A 15,457-nucleotide genomic window follows, 5' to 3' on the forward strand; every position below is an offset into this window, starting at 1 on the left:
CAGGACACGAGAAAGGGGCCTGCCACGGCGGGCCCCTTTCCCATGCCGTCCTCTCAAGCCGTCATACGGGCAGAAAGAACCGCAGCTTCTCCTTCGAGACGGCGCCGATCCGGTCGTAGAACCGAATGGCCCCCTCGTTCCACGCGGGCGTCTGCCACTGCACCTGCCCGAGCCCGAGGGCCCGCGCCTCGTCCCGTACGGCAGCCATGAGCGACTCCCCGATGCCGAGCCCGCGGTGCCCGTCCCGCAGGAACAGACAGTCCATGTAGAGGTACTCGGTGCCGTCCCAGGTGGACACCTCGGTGGAACAGGTGGCATACCCGACGACGGTCCCGCCCCACTCCGCGACGAGACACCGCAGCCGCTGTTCGGGGCTCCCGAACAACAGGGACCGCAACCGCTCCTCGAGCCCGGGGGCGGGCGGCTCGGCCTTCTCGTACACGGCGTGCTCGGTGATCAGCGCGACGACGTCCGCCAGCTCCTCGGGCCGCACCCGCCGCACCACGGGACCACCGCTCACCGGACCTCCCCCTCCAGCACATCCGCGGACCAGGCGGCGAGCCGTTCACCGATCTCCCCGTCCCCGTCCAGCACATGCCGCACCCAGGCGTCCCGCTCGTACGCGAACACGGCCGCCTCCCACACGCAGGGAGCCAGCCCCTGCCGACCCGGCCGCAAACCCTCCGGCTCACCCACGGGCCCGACGAAGACGGCGAGATCGGACATGTCCCCCTCGATCCACGTGTGCACGAGCACGTAGTCGCCGTCGCCTCCCGCATGCACCAGCAGCACGGCGACCCCGAGGGAGCCTCGGAGCCCGGCGGTGGCAAGGTGCGCCTCGGCGATCGCCAACGCCGCGTCCGCCCCCTCGACCTCCCGCCCGGGCGCTTCGATGCCGTACGCCTTCACCAGGTGGCCGGCGACGTCATGCGTCCCCAAGGGCCTTACGGCGCGGGCGTGATGAGTGTCGGCGAGGTTCTTCATCGCGGACACGTCCATGGCTGCGGGCACCGTTGCGACTGTTCGAAGATCGGCCATACCGCCATGATGCCCGGTCACGCCACATGGCCAGGTGAATCGTTCAGCCACTCCGTCATACACCGCCCGGCCACGCCCCGTAGCGGAATCGCTGATTTTTTCCCTCGCAATCGCGAACATCCCAGCGCAGGCTGGATAATTCGATTTGCTCCGCTCTACGTTCCGCAGCGGAGGTGGTTCATATGATCGAACCCAGCAAGCATCAGCCCGACCCTCGGACGCAGCGTGACGCGATCGACGTCAGCGACTTCGTGTACGCGGCCACCGGAGCCCGCGTCCGGAGGCTGACGATGCCGGACGGGACGCATTGGTTTCCGGCGGTGGATGTCTGTAAGGAGTTGGGGCACACCAACTCTCGGCAAGCACTCGCAGACCATGTTCCCGACGACCATCGAGAGATTCTCGAGACCGTAACTGGAGCTTACGGTCTCAGCGTTCCCGCAGGTAGAGAGTGGCGTCGAGACCTGAATGTCATCTCTCTCCGAGGTCTCATCCTCCTCGTCAACGCCTGCACCAAGCCGGCCTGTGCCCCCTTCAAGGAGTGGGCCACGGAGGTCATCGTGACCGTCCAGCAAGAGGGTTCCTACACCCTCGAAGAGGCCGAGGTGCAGTCCGCCGAGCCGGGTGCGCCGATCGCCTACGCGATGCCGGAGCAGGTCGCGGACGCCATCGTCCGGCTGGAGGCGCACAACCTTCAGGTCGACGAAGAACTCACCGCTGCCCAACACGAATCACTCGCGGTGCAGAAGGAGATCCTGGCGACGCAACGAGACATGCTGGGGTTGCAACGCGCAACACTGGCCGCCCAGCAGGCGATGGCCCACGCCATGGAACGGATCGCAAACCGGCTCGACGCCCTCACCGTCGACCGTCCGGCAACCGCCGACCTCTCCGCCCACCCGACCACCGAAGCCGTACTGGCCGACTGGCGGCAGCGGCTCTCCGTGACCGCGGACGTCTGGGCGGTGGCGGTGGTGATCGCTCCCGTGCTGGTCGAAGAGGGCGAGCTGCGGCAGCCGCTCGACTCGATCGCCGCTCGCACCGGCTTGTCCGTCCACCGCGTCAACGAATGCCTGCGCCTGCTGCGCAAGCACGCCTGCATCCACCCCCGGGGCGGTGACGAGGACGGGACGCCGATCTACGTGCTCAGGCGTTCTTGACCGAGCCTCGCTCGTAGGTGCTCATAGGCGAAGGGGCGGCCGCAGTCCGAAGTTGCGGCCGTCCCTTCGGGTGGCAATCTACTGCTTCGGAGCGCCTCGGCGTGGCCACCACTACCGCGTCACCGTGAAGTTCCGCAGGATCGCCGCCGTCAGGGCCGGGTCGCCCTCCGCCTTGACCCGGTCCGGTACCGCGTCCGCCGTCACCCGGCCGCAGGCCAGGCGGACGTAGGTCTCCCAGTCGAGGGTGAGGGTGGCGGCGGGGCCGAGGGCGGGGGCCGTTTCGAGGGTGCCGCGGCCCTGGATGTCGACGCGGATCGTGCGCAGGAACTCGATCGGGCCGTGGACGTCGAGGACGATCGCCGAGCTGCGAGGGGCGTCGGCCTTCTCGGCGACCACGGCGGGCAGCTCGGCGAGCAGGACGTCACGGGCGATGTGCGCGCCGGGGGAGTCCAGGTTGCCGGGACGGCCGAGGGCGGTGCGGAGGTCCTGCTCGTGCACCCAGACGTCGAAGGCGTGCTTGCGCATGGACTCTTCGAGCGTCAGTTCGCTGCCGAGGGGGCCGCGCACCTTCGTGCCCGGATCCCGCGACTCGTTGCGCAGCTGGCGGTTGCGGCGGATGATCACGTACTCCAGCTCGGACGTCATCTCCGGCGCGGTGTGGTGACGGCGGACGTCGACCTGCATCTCCGTGTACCGCTGGTGCTCATTGGTGACGTGGTAGAGGTCGCGAGGCAGTGAGTGGATGGGGCGCGGGTCCCCCAGCATCTCGGTGTCCAGACCGATGACATGGGACACGATGTCCCGCACCGACCAGCCGGGGCACGGGGTACGCCGGTTCCACTCTCCCTCCACGAGCGGGTTCACCAGCTCGGATATCGCGTCGATGGAGTGGGTCCAGGCGTCGGCGTAGGGCTGGAGGGTGGGATGCAGACTCACGGAACGGGACCCCTCGGCGGTCGGTGCACGGGCTGGTGATGGCGTCGTTGCCAGTGGGAGTGTGGCTGTCGGCGGGTGTCTTGGAACGCTAAGTTACGCTGCTGTGAGGCACCCCGGCAGTGCTTTCGTGTGACGATCGTAGGCCCGTGTGAACGGCTCGAATGCCAGGACGGTGGTAGTGTGCGCGCCTCGTTGATTCAGATCGCCGTAAGTGAGGGCGAATCGGTCGAATCGCGCCGACGGCGGGTGGCCTCGCTGGTACGGGACCAGGCCGGTGCCGATCTGGTCGTGCTGCCGGAGCTGTGGACCACGGGCGCGTTCGCCTACGAGGGGTTCGCCGACGAGGCCGAGCCGCTGGAGGGGCCGACGCACGAGGCCATGGCGAAGGCCGCGAGCGACGCGGGCGTCTGGCTGCACGCGGGCTCCATCCCGGAGCGCACCGCCGACGGCACGCTCTACAACACCTCTCTCGTCTTCTCCCCCTCCGGCGACCTGATCGCCGCCTACCGCAAGATCCATCGCTTCGGCTTCGACAAGGGCGAGGCCGTGCTGATGGGCGCGGGCCGGGACCTGGTGACGGTCCGTCTGCCCGAGACCACCCTCGGCTTGGCCACCTGCTACGACCTCCGGTTCCCCGAACTGTTCCGCGGTCTCGTCGACGCCGGCGCCGAGACCCTGGTGGTCCCCGCGGGCTGGCCGGAGCGCCGCCGGGCGCACTGGACGCTGCTGGCCCAGGCGCGGGCGGTCGAGAACCAGGCGTTCGTGCTTGCCTGTGGAACGGCCGGGACGCATGCGGGAGTTCCACAGGCCGGTCACTCGATCGTGGTGGATCCGTGGGGCGAGGTGCTGGCCGAGGCCGGCGCCGGCGAGGAGGTCCTCACCGTCCAGTTCGACCCCGCGAAGGTCGCCGTGACACGGGATCAGTTCCCGGCGCTGAAGGACCGGATGCTGGGACTGGACGCACCCCGGCGCTAGGCCTGTCCGGCGGGCCCTAGTCCTCCCTCTCCTTCTCGGCGAGGTGGATCACGCACACCGTCACCGCGATCAGCAGTGCCGGGTCCGTGTCCTCCCGTACGACGTCGACGCCGTAGGTCTCCCGCACGTGCAGCCACCGCCGGGAGACCACGGCGAGCAGCTCACCGTCGTACTCGACCGCGAACTCCCGGTCGAGGATCTTCCCGCTGACGTCGAGCTCGGTGCTGCCGTCCGCCAGGGACACCCGGTAGTGGTTGCGCAGCAGGGACAGCCGCTTGCGCCTGATGGTGGCCAGCGGTTCGCCGTCCCGCTCGATGAGCATCGTGTCCCGCAGGGCGAGCATCTTCTGCCGGATGTCGATCAGTACGCGCCCACGGGTGTCCTTCAGCTCGAAGGTGTCCCGCAGCCGCATGGCCTTGCCGTCGACGAGGAAGACCTTGTTGCCCTGGTCGTCCTCGATCCAGTAGTCGTCACCGAAGCCGAGGAGCCGGTCGCGTACGAGGAATCTCATGCCGTTACGGCTTCCCCGCCCCGCGCGGCGGGACGCAACCGCTAGGCCGTAGGGATGGTCGGCACGCCGGGGTCGGTGTGGTGTTCGAGCTGCGACAGCTCAGGTCCGAGGCCGCGGCACCTCCGGCGCCGATGTCCCGAACCGCCTCCGGTACGCCGACGGGCTGAGCCCGGTCGCGTGCCGCACGCGCGCGCGGAGGTTCGCGGCCGTCCCCAGGCCGCTGCGGGCGGCCACCACGTCCAGCCGTTCCTCGCCCCGCTCGATCAGTCGGCAGGCCAGTGCCACGCGCTCCCCCGTCAGCCAGGCCAGCGGCGTCGTGCCGAGCTGGGCCCGGAAACGGCGGTGCAGGGTGGCGGGGGAGACGGCCGCGCGGGCGGCGAGTTCCGCGACCGTCAGCGGCTCCCCCAGCCGTTCCCGCGCCCACGCCAGCAGGGGCGCCAGCGACTCGTCCGGCACCTCGGGCACCGGACGCTCCACGAACTGCCGCTGCCCGCCGTCCCGGTGGGCGGCGAACACCAGCCGCCGGGACACGGCGTTGGCTACCTCGGCACCGTGGTCGCGCCGCCAGATGTGCAGCCCGAGGTCGAGCGCGGCGGCACTGCCGGCGGCGGTGAGGAGGTCGCCCTCGTCGACGAAGAGGACGTCGGGCTCCAGGAGGACCTTTGGATGCAGCTCGCGGAACGCATCCGCCCACAGCCAGTGGGTGGTGGCCCGTCGGCCGTCCAGCAGCCCCGCCTCGGCGAGCGCGAAGCTGCCGGTGCACAGGCTCATGACGCGGGCGCCCCGCGCGTGCGTGCGGCGAATGGCGTCGAGTACGGCGGCCCCGCGCGGTACGACGTTGTCCGGGCGCCCCGGCACGACCAGGGTGTCGGCCTCGTCCACGGCGTCGAGCCCGGGCACCCCGCTCAGCGTGAAGAACCCGTGGTTCATCCGCACCCCGGGCGTGGGCGCGCACAGCGTCACCTCGTACAGCGGCCCCGGCAGCCCCAGTTCGGGCCGCGGCAGCCCGAACAGCTCGGTGGCGACGCCGACCTCGAAGGGGTTGGTGCCCTCGTCGACGATGACCGCGACTCGGTGCGGACGCCCGTTCGCTTGAGAGGATCCTTGCGGCATGTGCGATTCCTAGCACTCGCGCGCGTGCCGGGCCACGGCCGACGATGACGGACATGAGCGAACCCGTCTCCCCCGAGCCGATCTCCCTGGAAAAGGCCCTCGCGTCCTTCACGGACCGGTGGAGCCCCCGCATCGTCACCACCGTCAACGACTACGACGTACGCGTCGCCAAGGTCGAGGGCGAACACCTCTGGCACACCCACGACCACACCGACGAGTTCTTCCTCGTCCTCGACGGCGAACTCCACATCGCCCTGCGCGATCCGGCCGGCGAACGCACCGTCGTCCTCCCCAAGGGCTCGGTCTTCACCGTCCCCCACGGCACGGAACACAAGCCGTACGCCCCCGTCCCGTCGTCGATCCTCCTCCTCGAACCCACCGGCACCCTCACGGTCGGCGATCGCCACGAGGACGTACCGGAGCATGTGGATGCGACCACGGGACATGAGCTGCGCCAGGCGTAGGCGCAGGACGGCGGTGGGATTTCATTACCTTCGACTCCCCTGTTCGTTGACAGAGTGATCAACTCTGGGAGGGGACTTGCAGCAGAGCCATGCCTGCGCCGGTCTCTATCTCCGGCTGTCGCTGGATCGAGAGGGAAAGACCGCGATCGAGCGGCAGGAAGCAGAATGCCGGGACTGGGCGGAGCACAACGGGCTGACTGTCCGTGAGGTGCACGTTGACCGTGGACGGTCCGGATACAAGGACGTTGCGCGGGAGGGGTTCAAAGCGGCCCGGTCAGCGGTTGTGTCCGGGGCCGTCCGGACACTCATCGTCTGGAGACTCGACAGGCTCAGTCGCAAAGGAATGGCCGAGGTCGGTCCCCTTCTGGACGAGTTCGAGTGTGCAGGCGGACGGCTGATCTCCGTCATGGATGGGCTGGACTCGAGCAGTCGGGCAGACCGGATCGTCATGGCGTCCTTGTCGGAATGGGCACGTGAGGAGGAGGAAGTCCAGGGCCAACGCATCCGTCATGCGAAGCAGTACCTGCGGGGGCGTGGCAAGTGGATCGGAGGGCAACCACCGTACGGACTCCGCGTGGCCTCCGAGTCCGGTCGGCTCCTGCCGGACCCGGAGACATCCGTGTACGCGCGCCTCATTGCCGACGAGGCCCTCACGGGGAGGCCTCTGGTGAGGATCGCCCGCATGCTCAACGAGTACGAGATCCCTTCGCCGAGAGGGGGCCTGTGGCAAGTGGGTTCGCTGTCCCAACTGTTGAAGGCCCCGGCGTTCGCGGGGCTCCTCCCGGAGACCGAAACCGTATGGGACGAGCAGCGCGGCTGCCGCAGATACACCGGCGTGGTGCTGCCCTACAGGGACCCGGAAACAGGACAGCCCGTCGTGGTGGGCGAAGGCATCGTCACCGTGGAGGAGCGGCGGCGGATCATCGCCCAACTCGAATCCAGAACTCGAATGCGGGGCGGAGGAGTGAGACAGCCGGTTCGGAGCGCGGCTCACTTGCTGACCGGACTTCTGCGCTGTGCCGTCGACGGCTGCGGGACGCGCATGAGCAGGAACGGCAACTCCTACGTCTGCCAGGGTGTGCGGCTGGGGCACGTGTGCCCGGGCGCGCGAGCCATGGCGGTGAGAGTCGAGGACGCCGTGGTGTCAGCCTTCCTGGCCAGGAACCCCGCCAAGGTGACCATGTGGGAGCGCTGCGAGACACGGCAACGAAGGGAGCTGCTGTCAGTGGCCGTCGTGTGTGTCTGGGTCACCAAGGCCGACGGACAGGGGCGGCGATTCGACGCCGCGAAGCGGCTGCGGATCGTGTGGGTGGAGGAACGTCCCGCGGAATGACCGCGAGTCGTGTGGTTGGCTTCCGCCATGACAAAGCGCGTACGTGTCCGCGCCCCCGAACTGATCGGCAAGGGCGGCTGGATCAACGCCGGTGACAAGGAGCTCAGTCTTGCGGAGCTTCGGGGGCGCATCGTAATTGTCGATTTTTGGACATTTTGTTGCGTGAACTGCCTGCACGTCATCGACGAGCTCCGCGAGCTGGAGCACCGGCACCCCGACACCGTCGTCGTCATCGGCGTGCACTCGCCGAAGTTCGTGCACGAGGCCGAGCACGCGGCGGTCGTGGATGCCGTCGAGCGGTACGGGGTGGAGCATCCCGTGCTCGACGACCCGGAGCTGGCCACGTGGAAGCAGTACGCGGTGCGTGCCTGGCCGACGCTCGTCGTGGTCGATCCGGAGGGGTACGTCGTCGCGCAGCATGCCGGTGAGGGGCATGTGCACGCCATCGAGCGGCTCGTGAGGGAGCTGGAGACCGAGCACGGGGCGAAGGGCACGCTGCGGCGGGGGGACGGACCCTATGTGGCGCCGGAGCCGGAGGCGACCGTGCTGCGGTTCCCGGGGAAGGCGGTGCTGCTGCCCTCGGGGAACTTCCTGGTCAGTGACACCACCCGGCATCAGCTGGTGGAGCTGGCGCCCGACGCGGAGACCGTGGTGCGGCGGATCGGCCAGGGCGAGAACCGGGGGATGACGGACAGTACGTGGGTCCGCTCGCGGTTCAACGAGCCGCAGGGGCTGGCGCTGCTGCCCGACGGCTCCGTGGTCGTCGCCGACACCGTGAACCACACCCTGCGCCGCTACGACCCGGAGTCGGGCCGCACCACCACCCTCGCCGGCACTGGCCATCAGTGGATGCGGGGCGACGACACCTCGGGACCGGGGCGCGAGGTCAACCTCTCCTCACCCTGGGACGTTGCCTGGTGGCAGGGCAAGGTGTGGATCGCCATGGCCGGCATCCACCAGCTGTGGACGTACGACCCGGCCGACGAAACGGTCGCGGTCGCGGCCGGCACCACCAACGAAGGCCTGGTCGACGGCCCCGCCGCCGAGGCGTGGTTCGCCCAGCCCTCCGGGCTCGCGGCCACCCCCGAGCGGCTCTGGGTCGCCGACTCCGAGACGTCCGCCCTGCGCTGGCTGGACCCCGACGGCACCGTCCACACCGCCGTCGGCACCGGGCTCTTCGACTTCGGACACCGCGACGGCGCCGCCGAACAGGCCCTGCTCCAGCACCCGCTGGGGGTCACCGCGCTGCCCGACGGCTCGGTCGCGGTCAGCGACACGTACAACCACGCCCTGCGCCGCTACGACCCGGCGACAGGCGAGGTCACCACCCTGGCCACGGATCTGCGCGAGCCCAGCGGCGCCGTTCTCGTCGGAGGCGACCTCGTGGTCGTCGAGTCGGCCCGGCACAGGCTCACCCGGCTGCGGCTCCCGGAGGAGGCCGTACGCGTGGCGTCGGTCGCCCATCGCACCCCGCGCGCCGCCACCGAAGTCGCCCCGGGCAGGCTGCGGTTGGACGTGGTCTTCCAGGCCCCGGCGGGTCAGAAGCTCGACACCCGCTACGGTCCCTCGACCCGGCTGCTGATCTCCGCCACCCCGCCCGGACTGCTCGTCGAGGGCGAGGGCGCGGGCACCGAGCTCTCCCGCACCCTGCACCTCGATCCGGCGGTCGCCGAAGGGGTGCTGCATGTCTCCGCGATGGCCGCCTCCTGCGACGACGACCCTCGCAACGAATACCCCGCCTGCCATGTCCACCAGCAGGACTGGGGTGTGCCGGTCCGTCTCACCGAGGGCGGTACGGACCGGCTGCCCCTCGTGCTGGCCGGTATGGACGATCAGGCGCCGTAGCCGCCCCCGCGCCGGTGGTCGTCCTCGACCACGGTCGTCGTGGGCGGCGGTACGACCACCCGCCTGCGCCGGGCGATGCTGCTGAACGTGCTGACGCCGATCAGGCCGACGATCATGAAGATGACGCCGACCAGGTCGAGATTGACTCCCTGCATATCCCAGTCGGTCGCGAACGTGAGAATGGCTCCCGCGGCGATGAGGATGATGCATCCGCCGAGGCCCATAGTGTCGCCTCCCTGTCCGGTGGTTCCGGTTGCAGGCGGGTACCCGGCCTCGCGGGGGCTATCCCTCGCTGTGTCTCGCTATCCCTCCAGGAACCCCACCAGCGCGTTCGCCAGCAGGTGCGGGTCGTCCGTGCCGCACAGCTCGCGGGCGCTGTGCATCGACAGGATGGCGACGCCGATGTCGACGGTCTTGATGCCGTGCCGGGCCGCCGTGATGGGGCCGATCGTGGTGCCGCAGGGCATGGAGTTGTTGGAGACGAAGGACTGGAAGGGGACGCCGGCCTTCTCGCAGGCGGCGGCGAAGACCGCGCGGCCCGAACCGTCCGTGGCGTAGCGGTTGTTGACGTTGACCTTGAGGATCGGGCCGCCGTTGACCCGCGGGTGGTGCGTGGGGTCGTGGCGCTCCGCGTAGTTGGGGTGGATCGCGTGGCCCGTGTCGGAGGACAGACAGACCGTGCCGGCGAAGGCGCGCGCCCGGTCCTCGTAGGACCCTCCGCGCGCGAACACCGAACGCTCCAGCACACTGCCGAGCAGCGGCCCGTCCGCGCCGGTGTCCGACTGCGAGCCGTTCTCCTCGTGGTCGAAGGCGGCGAGTACGGGGATGTGGGACAGCGCCGAGCCGGTGGCGACGGCGCTCAGCGCGGCGACCTCGGCGTGCACGGACAGCAGGTTGTCCATGCGCGGGCCGGCCACCAGCTCCTTGTCGCGGCCCAGGTAGGCCGGGGGCTCCACGGAGTGCACCATCAGGTCCCAGCCGGTCACCTCGCCCGCCGGGAGCCCGCTCTCCTCCTCCAGGAAACCGATGAGGTCCCCCTCGCGGACGTCGTCGCCGAGCCCCCAGATGGGCTGCAGATGCCGCTGCTTGTCGAGCTTGAGGCCCTCTGTCGACACCGAGCGGTCCAGGTGGACGGCGAGCTGCGGGACCCGCAGCAGCGGCCGGCCGACATTGACCAGCCGCGTCGAGCCGTCCCGCAGGGTCAGCCGGCCGGCCAGGCCCAGGTCGCGGTCGAGCCAGGAGTTCAGCAGCGGTCCGCCGTAGATCTCCACGGCCACCTGGCGCCAGCCGTGCGCCCCGGCGTCCGGCAGCGGCTTGACCCGCAGGTTGGGGGAGTCGGTGTGCGAGCCGACGATCCGGAACGGCGTGTGCGGCTCGGCGCCCTCGGGGACGTACCAGGCCACGATCGCGCCACCGCGCAGCACGTACTTGCCGCCGGTCGTCCCGTCCCAGGCGTCCGTCTCCGCGACCTGCCTGAAGCCCGCCTTCTCCAGTCGCTCGGCGGCGTTCGCCACGGCGTGGTACGGCGAGGGGGAGGCAGCCAGGAAGGACATGAGGTCGTCGGTGTGACCGCGGTCGAAGCGGGAGGGTTCGCTCATGGGGTTCACCTTAACGACGTACGAAGGCCCGCTCCGATGATGGGAGCGGGCCCTCGGGAGAGCTGTGCGGGTGTGTCCTAGAACGCGGCCTCGTCCAGCTCCATCAGGTCGAGCTCGACGCCCTGGGCGAGCTTGCGGGCGCCGGTGACGCCGGGCAGGACGTTGGCCGCGAAGAACTTCGCCGCCGCGATCTTGCCGGTGTAGAACGCCTTGTCCTTGGCGGAGGCCGTCTCCAGCTTCTCGGCGGCGACCGCGGCGCCCTTGAGGAGCAGGTAGCCGACGACGACGTCGCCGGAGGCCATGAGCAGGCGGGTGGTGTTCAGGCCCACCTTGTAGATGTTCTTGACGTCCTGCTCGGTGGCCGCGAGGTCGGTCAGCATCAGACCGACGATGGCCTCCAGCTCGACGGCCGCCTTGGCCAGGTGCTCGCGGGCGCCCGCGAGGTCCTCGCCGCCCGTGCCGAGCGCCAGGAACTTCTTGATGTCCTCGGCGAGACCGTTCAGGGCCGCGCCCTGGTTGCGGACGATCTTCCGGAAGAAGAAGTCCTGGCCCTGGATGGCCGTGGTGCCCTCGTACAGGGTGTCGATCTTGGCGTCGCGGATGTACTGCTCGATCGGGTACTCCTGGAGGAACCCGGAGCCGCCGAAGGTCTGGAGCGACTGGGCGAGCTGCTCGTAGCCCTTCTCGGAGCCGTAGCCCTTCACGATCGGCAGGAGCAGGTCGTTGAGCGCGTGCTCGGCCTTGGTGTCCTCGCCCGCGGCCTCCTTGACGGCGATCGCGTCCTGGATGGAGGCGGTGTAGAGGACGAGGGCGCGCATGCCCTCCGCGTACGCCTTCTGCGTCATGAGCGAGCGGCGTACGTCGGGGTGGTGGGTGATGGTGACCTTGGGCGCGGTCTTGTCGCCGAAGGCGGCGAGGTCGGAACCCTGGACGCGCTCCTTGGCGTACTCCAGCGCGTTCAGGTAGCCCGTCGACAGGGTGGAGATCGCCTTCGTGCCGACCATCATGCGGGCGAACTCGATGATGCGGAACATCTGGCGGATGCCGTCGTGCTTGTCGCCGATCAGCCAGCCCTTGGCGGGGTGCTGGTCGCCGAAGGTCATCTCGCAGGTGTTGGAGGCCTTCAGGCCCATCTTGTGCTCGACGTTGGTGGCGTAGACGCCGTTGCGCTCGCCCAGCTCGCCGGTCTCGAAGTCGAAGAGGTACTTCGGGACCATGAAGAGGGACAGGCCCTTGGTGCCGGGGCCGTGGCCCTCGGGGCGGGCGAGGACGTAGTGGAGGATGTTCTCCTCCATGTCGTGCTCACCGGACGTGATGAAGCGCTTGACGCCCTCGATGTGCCAGGAGCCGTCCTCCTGCTGGACCGCCTTGGTGCGGCCGGCGCCGACGTCGGAGCCCGCGTCGGGCTCGGTCAGCACCATGGTCGAACCCCAGGTCTTCTCCACGGCGATCTGGGCGATCTTCTTCTGTACGTCGTTGCCCTCGTCGTAGAGGATCCCGGCGAACGCCGGGCCGGAGGAGTACATCCACACGGCCGGGTTCGCGCCCAGGATCAGCTCCGCGTACGACCAGATCAGGGACGGCGGGGCGGTGGTGCCGCCGATGGCCTCCGGGAGACCCAGACGCCAGTACTCGGAGTCCATGAAGGCCTTGTAGCTCTTCTTGAAGGACGCCGGGACCGGCGCGGTGTTGGTCTCCGGGTCGAAGACCGGCGGGTTGCGGTCGGCGTCCGCGAACGACTCCGCGAGCTCGTTCTCCGAGAGGCGCGTCAGTTCGTCGAGGATGCTCTTCGCGGTCTCGACGTCCATCTCCTCGAACGGACCCGTGCCGTACAGCTTGTCGCGTCCGAGGACCTCGAAGAGGTTGAACTCGATGTCGCGGAGATTCGACTTGTAGTGCCCCATGGCGACGGCTCCGTAGAGAGACGGGCGAGGGACTGGATCCTCGCGCTAGTTCACGTACCAACAAGTAGCTTCGATACGATGATGCTACCCGCCGGTAATAAACCGCAACCCTGATCCAGTCATCTGTGACGGTTCACACCGGAATCGTGAGGGTGGCGGTGTAACCCCTGTCGACACTTCCGGTGACGGCCGCCATCTGCTGGTCGAACCCATCACGGAAAACCATGTCCGCATCGAGGGAGAGCCGACCGAGGTTGGACACACTCTCGCTGTAGCCGTCCGTCGCGTACACCGTGTCGCAGACGTCCTTGGGGAACGCGAGCTGTGAGGTGTTGGTGATGGAGGTGGCCGCAGTCGCGTCCTCCAGATCGGCGTAGACCTCGAAGTGGACGTGCGGCCAGCGGCCGGGGTAACAGCCCGGGAAGATGCTGGTGAAGGTGACCTGCCCCTTGTCGTCGGTCTCCTGCACACCCCGCAGATAGTTCTCGTCCGTGACGCCCTCGGTGTACAGGGAGTAGCTCCCCTCGCGGTCGCAGTGCCAGACGTAGACCGCGGCGCCCACTCTCGGGGTCCCGCAGCCGGAGGCGGCGTCCACGAACGTCAGCGTGAACGTCAGGGGCACCCCCTCGGCGGTGCCGCCCGCGGAGTCGCCGAAGCTCGTGCGGATGTCGCTGCGGACGACACCGCTCTCCCTGAGGACGTTCACACCGTTCGATCCGTCGCCGGGATAGGGCCCGGCGGTCTCCTCGGGAATGGTGGCGCACTCCGAGGAGGACGACGAGCCGGCCGTAGCGGAGGACGAGGAAGAGGACGAAGAGGAAGAGGCGGACGCGGTGGAGTCGTCGTCGGCGGAACAGCCGACCAGCGGCACCAGGCCCGCTCCCGCCATCAGCCGGATCATCCGCCGGCGGGCGAGGACGGGAAGATCGTGGGCGAGTCCTCCGTCGTGCTCGTGAGCTGCGTCGTCGTGGTGTCCGCGCATGGCTGTCCTCTTGGTGGTGGGCCGCTGTCCGTGCCGCTCCCCCCGGCACTACAGACGCTACGAGGGGCGGCCGCCGGAAACCACGGCCGCCGCCTGTCAAGCCGCTGTCGGTCTGCCGGCCACCGTTGCCGCCCACCGCCCTGCCCCGATCGGTACTCTTGCGCCCATGTACGGCTACGACCAAAGCGCGGGTACGCAGCAGCAGTACGCCACGCCACAGCAGCAGATGCCGGGCGGGTACGGCCAGCAGCCGCCGCTGTATCCCGAGCCGTCCCCGCCGTCCCTCGCGGACGCCGTGCGGGCCTTCACCACGGGCCAGCTGGCCGCGGAGGACTTCCAGCAGGTCTTCGCCACGTCCAAGGTGTACTGCCCACGCGGCGACAACCCCGGATTCCTCGCCCTCCACAACACCCAGCAGCCGGTGATCCCGATGTTCACCTCGCTCAAGGAACTGCGCCGGTACGCGGGCAAGGAGTCCAAGTACTTCGTGATCACGGGGGCGGAGGTGATCGACCTGCTGCCCACCGGCTACGGCTTCGTCCTCGACATGGAGGGCGAACACCGGATGGTCTTCGACGCGAAGGCCGTGGAGCAGATGGTCGAATTCGCGATGCGCCGGATGTACGGCTGAGTGCCGCATCCACGACCGCTCCGACTGAACCGCTCCTTCCGGTCGCCCGGCTCGCCTACTGTGCCCGCGTGACCGAGATCGACACATCGCCGCTGGTCCTGCACGGCCGGCGGCGTTCTGTTGCCCGCCTCCGAGCGGGCGTCGTGCTGCTGGAGACCGGTGGCGTACGCCACCGGATCCCCGTCGCGGCGATCACCCGCGTCGACACGACCGGCCCCGGAGGCCGGGTCCTGACGGTCGTCGTGGCCACGACACCCACCGACCCGGTGACCTGCTCCTACTCCCTCACCTCCCGCAGTGCACCGGCCGTACAGGCGTTCGCCGAGGCGGTACGCCGGGCGCTGCCCGTGCGCGACGCCGACGAACCGCGTCCGCAGGTGTCGGCGGAGCCGGTCGAGCGGACCGGCCCGCACCTGGGATACGCGATCCTCGGCGCGCTGCTCCTCACTTACGTGCTGGTCGCCGTGGTGCTGGTGAACCGCGGTGCGGGGGACCAGGCCGTCGTCTACTGGCTGGCCGGTCCGATGCTGACGGGCGCCGGGAGCACCGTCCTGCCGGGCGCCGTGCGCACGGTGCGGGAGGCTGTCGTGCTGCGCCGCCGGGGGATCACGGTGGAGGGGCGGCGCGAGGGGTCGTACGAGGTCGGGGCCGGCGAGGACGCCGTCACGCATCACACGTACGCGTACGTCGACGCCCTGGGGAACGCGCGTACGCGCAGCGGGCGGCAGGGCGGGGCGGACGAGGTCGACATCCTGTACGACCCCGAGGATCCGGAGGGCACCACCAAGGTCGGGCACCGTACCGCCGGGCACCTCGCCCTCGGTCTGTTCCGCTTGGTCCTCGGGTCGGCCACGGTGTCGGCGGGCCTGTGGGCGATGGGCGTCGGGGCGGTGGCCCTGCTCCGTTGACGGCGGCGGGAATGTGCCTGCGGACCTCATGGTTAGGGGTGGCAGGAAGTTCAATGCTC

The 15,457-nt window shown here is 69.5% G+C and carries 16 protein-coding genes; 7 read left to right on the plus strand and 9 right to left on the minus strand.

Annotation, left to right across the window (positions count from 1 at the left end):
* Positions 1-61 precede the first annotated feature (61 nt).
* The gene (locus OG381_RS24585; protein ID WP_327718212.1) at positions 62-520 is read right to left on the minus strand and encodes a GNAT family N-acetyltransferase; all 459 of its coding nucleotides are present in this window, start codon (positions 518-520) and stop codon (positions 62-64) included.
* A complete protein-coding gene (locus tag OG381_RS24590; protein ID WP_327718213.1) occupies positions 517-1,011 on the minus strand; it encodes a hypothetical protein in 495 nt (164 codons plus the stop codon). The genes OG381_RS24585 and OG381_RS24590 overlap by 4 nt, the downstream gene beginning before the upstream one ends.
* A gap of 209 nt (positions 1,012-1,220) precedes the next feature.
* Here OG381_RS24590 and OG381_RS24595 point away from each other — a divergent pair, with 209 nt between their 5' ends.
* The gene (locus tag OG381_RS24595; protein WP_327718215.1) at positions 1,221-2,198 is read left to right on the plus strand and encodes a BRO-N domain-containing protein; all 978 of its coding nucleotides are present in this window, start codon (positions 1,221-1,223) and stop codon (positions 2,196-2,198) included.
* 111 nt (positions 2,199-2,309) lie between these two features.
* Here OG381_RS24595 and OG381_RS24600 read toward each other — a convergent pair whose 3' ends face one another.
* Positions 2,310-3,134 carry a maleylpyruvate isomerase family mycothiol-dependent enzyme gene (locus tag OG381_RS24600; protein ID WP_327718216.1) on the minus strand — a complete coding sequence of 275 codons (825 nt, stop codon included), beginning with the start codon at positions 3,132-3,134 and terminating at the stop codon, positions 2,310-2,312.
* Between the two features lie 180 nt (positions 3,135-3,314).
* On the opposite strand from OG381_RS24600, the gene OG381_RS24605 reads away from it, so the two are divergent.
* Complete coding sequence (locus OG381_RS24605; RefSeq protein WP_327718218.1) at positions 3,315-4,109, plus strand: carbon-nitrogen family hydrolase; 795 nt, start codon at positions 3,315-3,317, stop codon at positions 4,107-4,109.
* A 16-nt stretch (positions 4,110-4,125) separates the two neighbouring features.
* Here the strand turns inward: OG381_RS24605 and OG381_RS24610 are convergent, their stop codons facing one another.
* Both OG381_RS24610 and OG381_RS24615 read right to left on the minus strand, forming a co-directional pair.
* A complete protein-coding gene (locus OG381_RS24610) occupies positions 4,126-4,620 on the minus strand; it encodes an LURP-one-related/scramblase family protein (protein ID WP_327718219.1) in 495 nt (164 codons plus the stop codon).
* Between the two features lie 99 nt (positions 4,621-4,719).
* Positions 4,720-5,733 (minus strand): helix-turn-helix domain-containing protein, encoded by a 1,014-nt coding sequence (locus tag OG381_RS24615; RefSeq protein ID WP_327718220.1) that lies wholly within the window; start codon positions 5,731-5,733, stop codon positions 4,720-4,722.
* Between the two features lie 53 nt (positions 5,734-5,786).
* On the opposite strand from OG381_RS24615, the gene OG381_RS24620 reads away from it, so the two are divergent.
* From OG381_RS24620 to OG381_RS24630, 3 genes are all read left to right on the plus strand, one after another.
* Positions 5,787-6,197, plus strand: coding sequence for a cupin domain-containing protein (locus tag OG381_RS24620; RefSeq protein WP_327718221.1), 411 nt, complete (start codon positions 5,787-5,789; stop codon positions 6,195-6,197).
* A 76-nt stretch (positions 6,198-6,273) separates the two neighbouring features.
* Positions 6,274-7,530, plus strand: a complete 1,257-nt coding sequence (locus OG381_RS24625) for a recombinase family protein (RefSeq protein ID WP_327718222.1) — start codon at positions 6,274-6,276, stop codon at positions 7,528-7,530.
* Positions 7,531-7,557: 27 nt separating this feature from the next.
* The gene (locus OG381_RS24630) at positions 7,558-9,375 is read left to right on the plus strand and encodes an NHL domain-containing thioredoxin family protein (RefSeq protein WP_327718223.1); all 1,818 of its coding nucleotides are present in this window, start codon (positions 7,558-7,560) and stop codon (positions 9,373-9,375) included.
* Here the strand turns inward: OG381_RS24630 and OG381_RS24635 are convergent.
* The 4 genes from OG381_RS24635 to OG381_RS24650 form a co-directional block, all read right to left on the minus strand.
* Positions 9,363-9,599, minus strand: a complete 237-nt coding sequence (locus OG381_RS24635; protein ID WP_327718224.1) for a DUF6458 family protein — start codon at positions 9,597-9,599, stop codon at positions 9,363-9,365. The two genes, OG381_RS24630 and OG381_RS24635, sit on opposite strands and share 13 nt — an antisense overlap.
* Positions 9,600-9,677: 78 nt before the next feature.
* Positions 9,678-10,973, minus strand: coding sequence for a M18 family aminopeptidase (locus OG381_RS24640; protein WP_327718225.1), 1,296 nt, complete (start codon positions 10,971-10,973; stop codon positions 9,678-9,680).
* 77 nt (positions 10,974-11,050) lie between these two features.
* Positions 11,051-12,877: an acyl-CoA dehydrogenase gene (locus tag OG381_RS24645; protein WP_327718226.1), complete on the minus strand. Its 1,827-nt coding sequence runs from the start codon at positions 12,875-12,877 to the stop codon at positions 11,051-11,053.
* Positions 12,878-13,010: 133 nt separating this feature from the next.
* Positions 13,011-13,859: an intradiol ring-cleavage dioxygenase gene (locus tag OG381_RS24650; RefSeq protein WP_327718228.1), complete on the minus strand. Its 849-nt coding sequence runs from the start codon at positions 13,857-13,859 to the stop codon at positions 13,011-13,013.
* Positions 13,860-14,025: 166 nt separating this feature from the next.
* Here OG381_RS24650 and OG381_RS24655 point away from each other — a divergent pair, with 166 nt between their 5' ends.
* Together OG381_RS24655 and OG381_RS24660 are read left to right on the plus strand one after the other, a co-directional pair.
* Positions 14,026-14,490, plus strand: coding sequence for an SseB family protein (locus tag OG381_RS24655; RefSeq protein ID WP_059194285.1), 465 nt, complete (start codon positions 14,026-14,028; stop codon positions 14,488-14,490).
* A gap of 68 nt (positions 14,491-14,558) precedes the next feature.
* Positions 14,559-15,398, plus strand: coding sequence for a hypothetical protein (locus tag OG381_RS24660; RefSeq protein ID WP_327718229.1), 840 nt, complete (start codon positions 14,559-14,561; stop codon positions 15,396-15,398).
* The last annotated feature ends 59 nt before the right edge of the window (positions 15,399-15,457 follow it).

Origin of the sequence: Streptomyces sp. NBC_00490, assembly GCF_036013645.1 — a bacterium.
Taxonomy (GTDB): domain Bacteria; phylum Actinomycetota; class Actinomycetes; order Streptomycetales; family Streptomycetaceae; genus Streptomyces; species Streptomyces canus_F.

Excerpts from the sequence above, each read along its gene's own strand:
- OG381_RS24620 (WP_327718221.1), top strand. The coding sequence starts at position 5,787 with ATGAGCGAACCCGTCTCCCCCGAGCCGATCTCCCTGGAAAAGGCCCTC.
- OG381_RS24655 (WP_059194285.1), top strand. The coding sequence starts at position 14,026 with ATGTACGGCTACGACCAAAGCGCGGGTACGCAGCAGCAGTACGCCACG.
- OG381_RS24635 (WP_327718224.1), bottom strand. The coding sequence starts at position 9,599 with ATGGGCCTCGGCGGATGCATCATCCTCATCGCCGCGGGAGCCATTCTC.
- OG381_RS24630 (WP_327718223.1), top strand. The coding sequence starts at position 7,558 with ATGACAAAGCGCGTACGTGTCCGCGCCCCCGAACTGATCGGCAAGGGC.
- OG381_RS24610 (WP_327718219.1), bottom strand. The coding sequence starts at position 4,620 with ATGAGATTCCTCGTACGCGACCGGCTCCTCGGCTTCGGTGACGACTAC.
- OG381_RS24645 (WP_327718226.1), bottom strand. The coding sequence starts at position 12,877 with ATGGGGCACTACAAGTCGAATCTCCGCGACATCGAGTTCAACCTCTTC.
- OG381_RS24615 (WP_327718220.1), bottom strand. The coding sequence starts at position 5,733 with ATGCCGCAAGGATCCTCTCAAGCGAACGGGCGTCCGCACCGAGTCGCG.
- OG381_RS24595 (WP_327718215.1), top strand. The coding sequence starts at position 1,221 with ATGATCGAACCCAGCAAGCATCAGCCCGACCCTCGGACGCAGCGTGAC.
- OG381_RS24650 (WP_327718228.1), bottom strand. The coding sequence starts at position 13,859 with ATGCGCGGACACCACGACGACGCAGCTCACGAGCACGACGGAGGACTC.
- OG381_RS24640 (WP_327718225.1), bottom strand. The coding sequence starts at position 10,973 with ATGAGCGAACCCTCCCGCTTCGACCGCGGTCACACCGACGACCTCATG.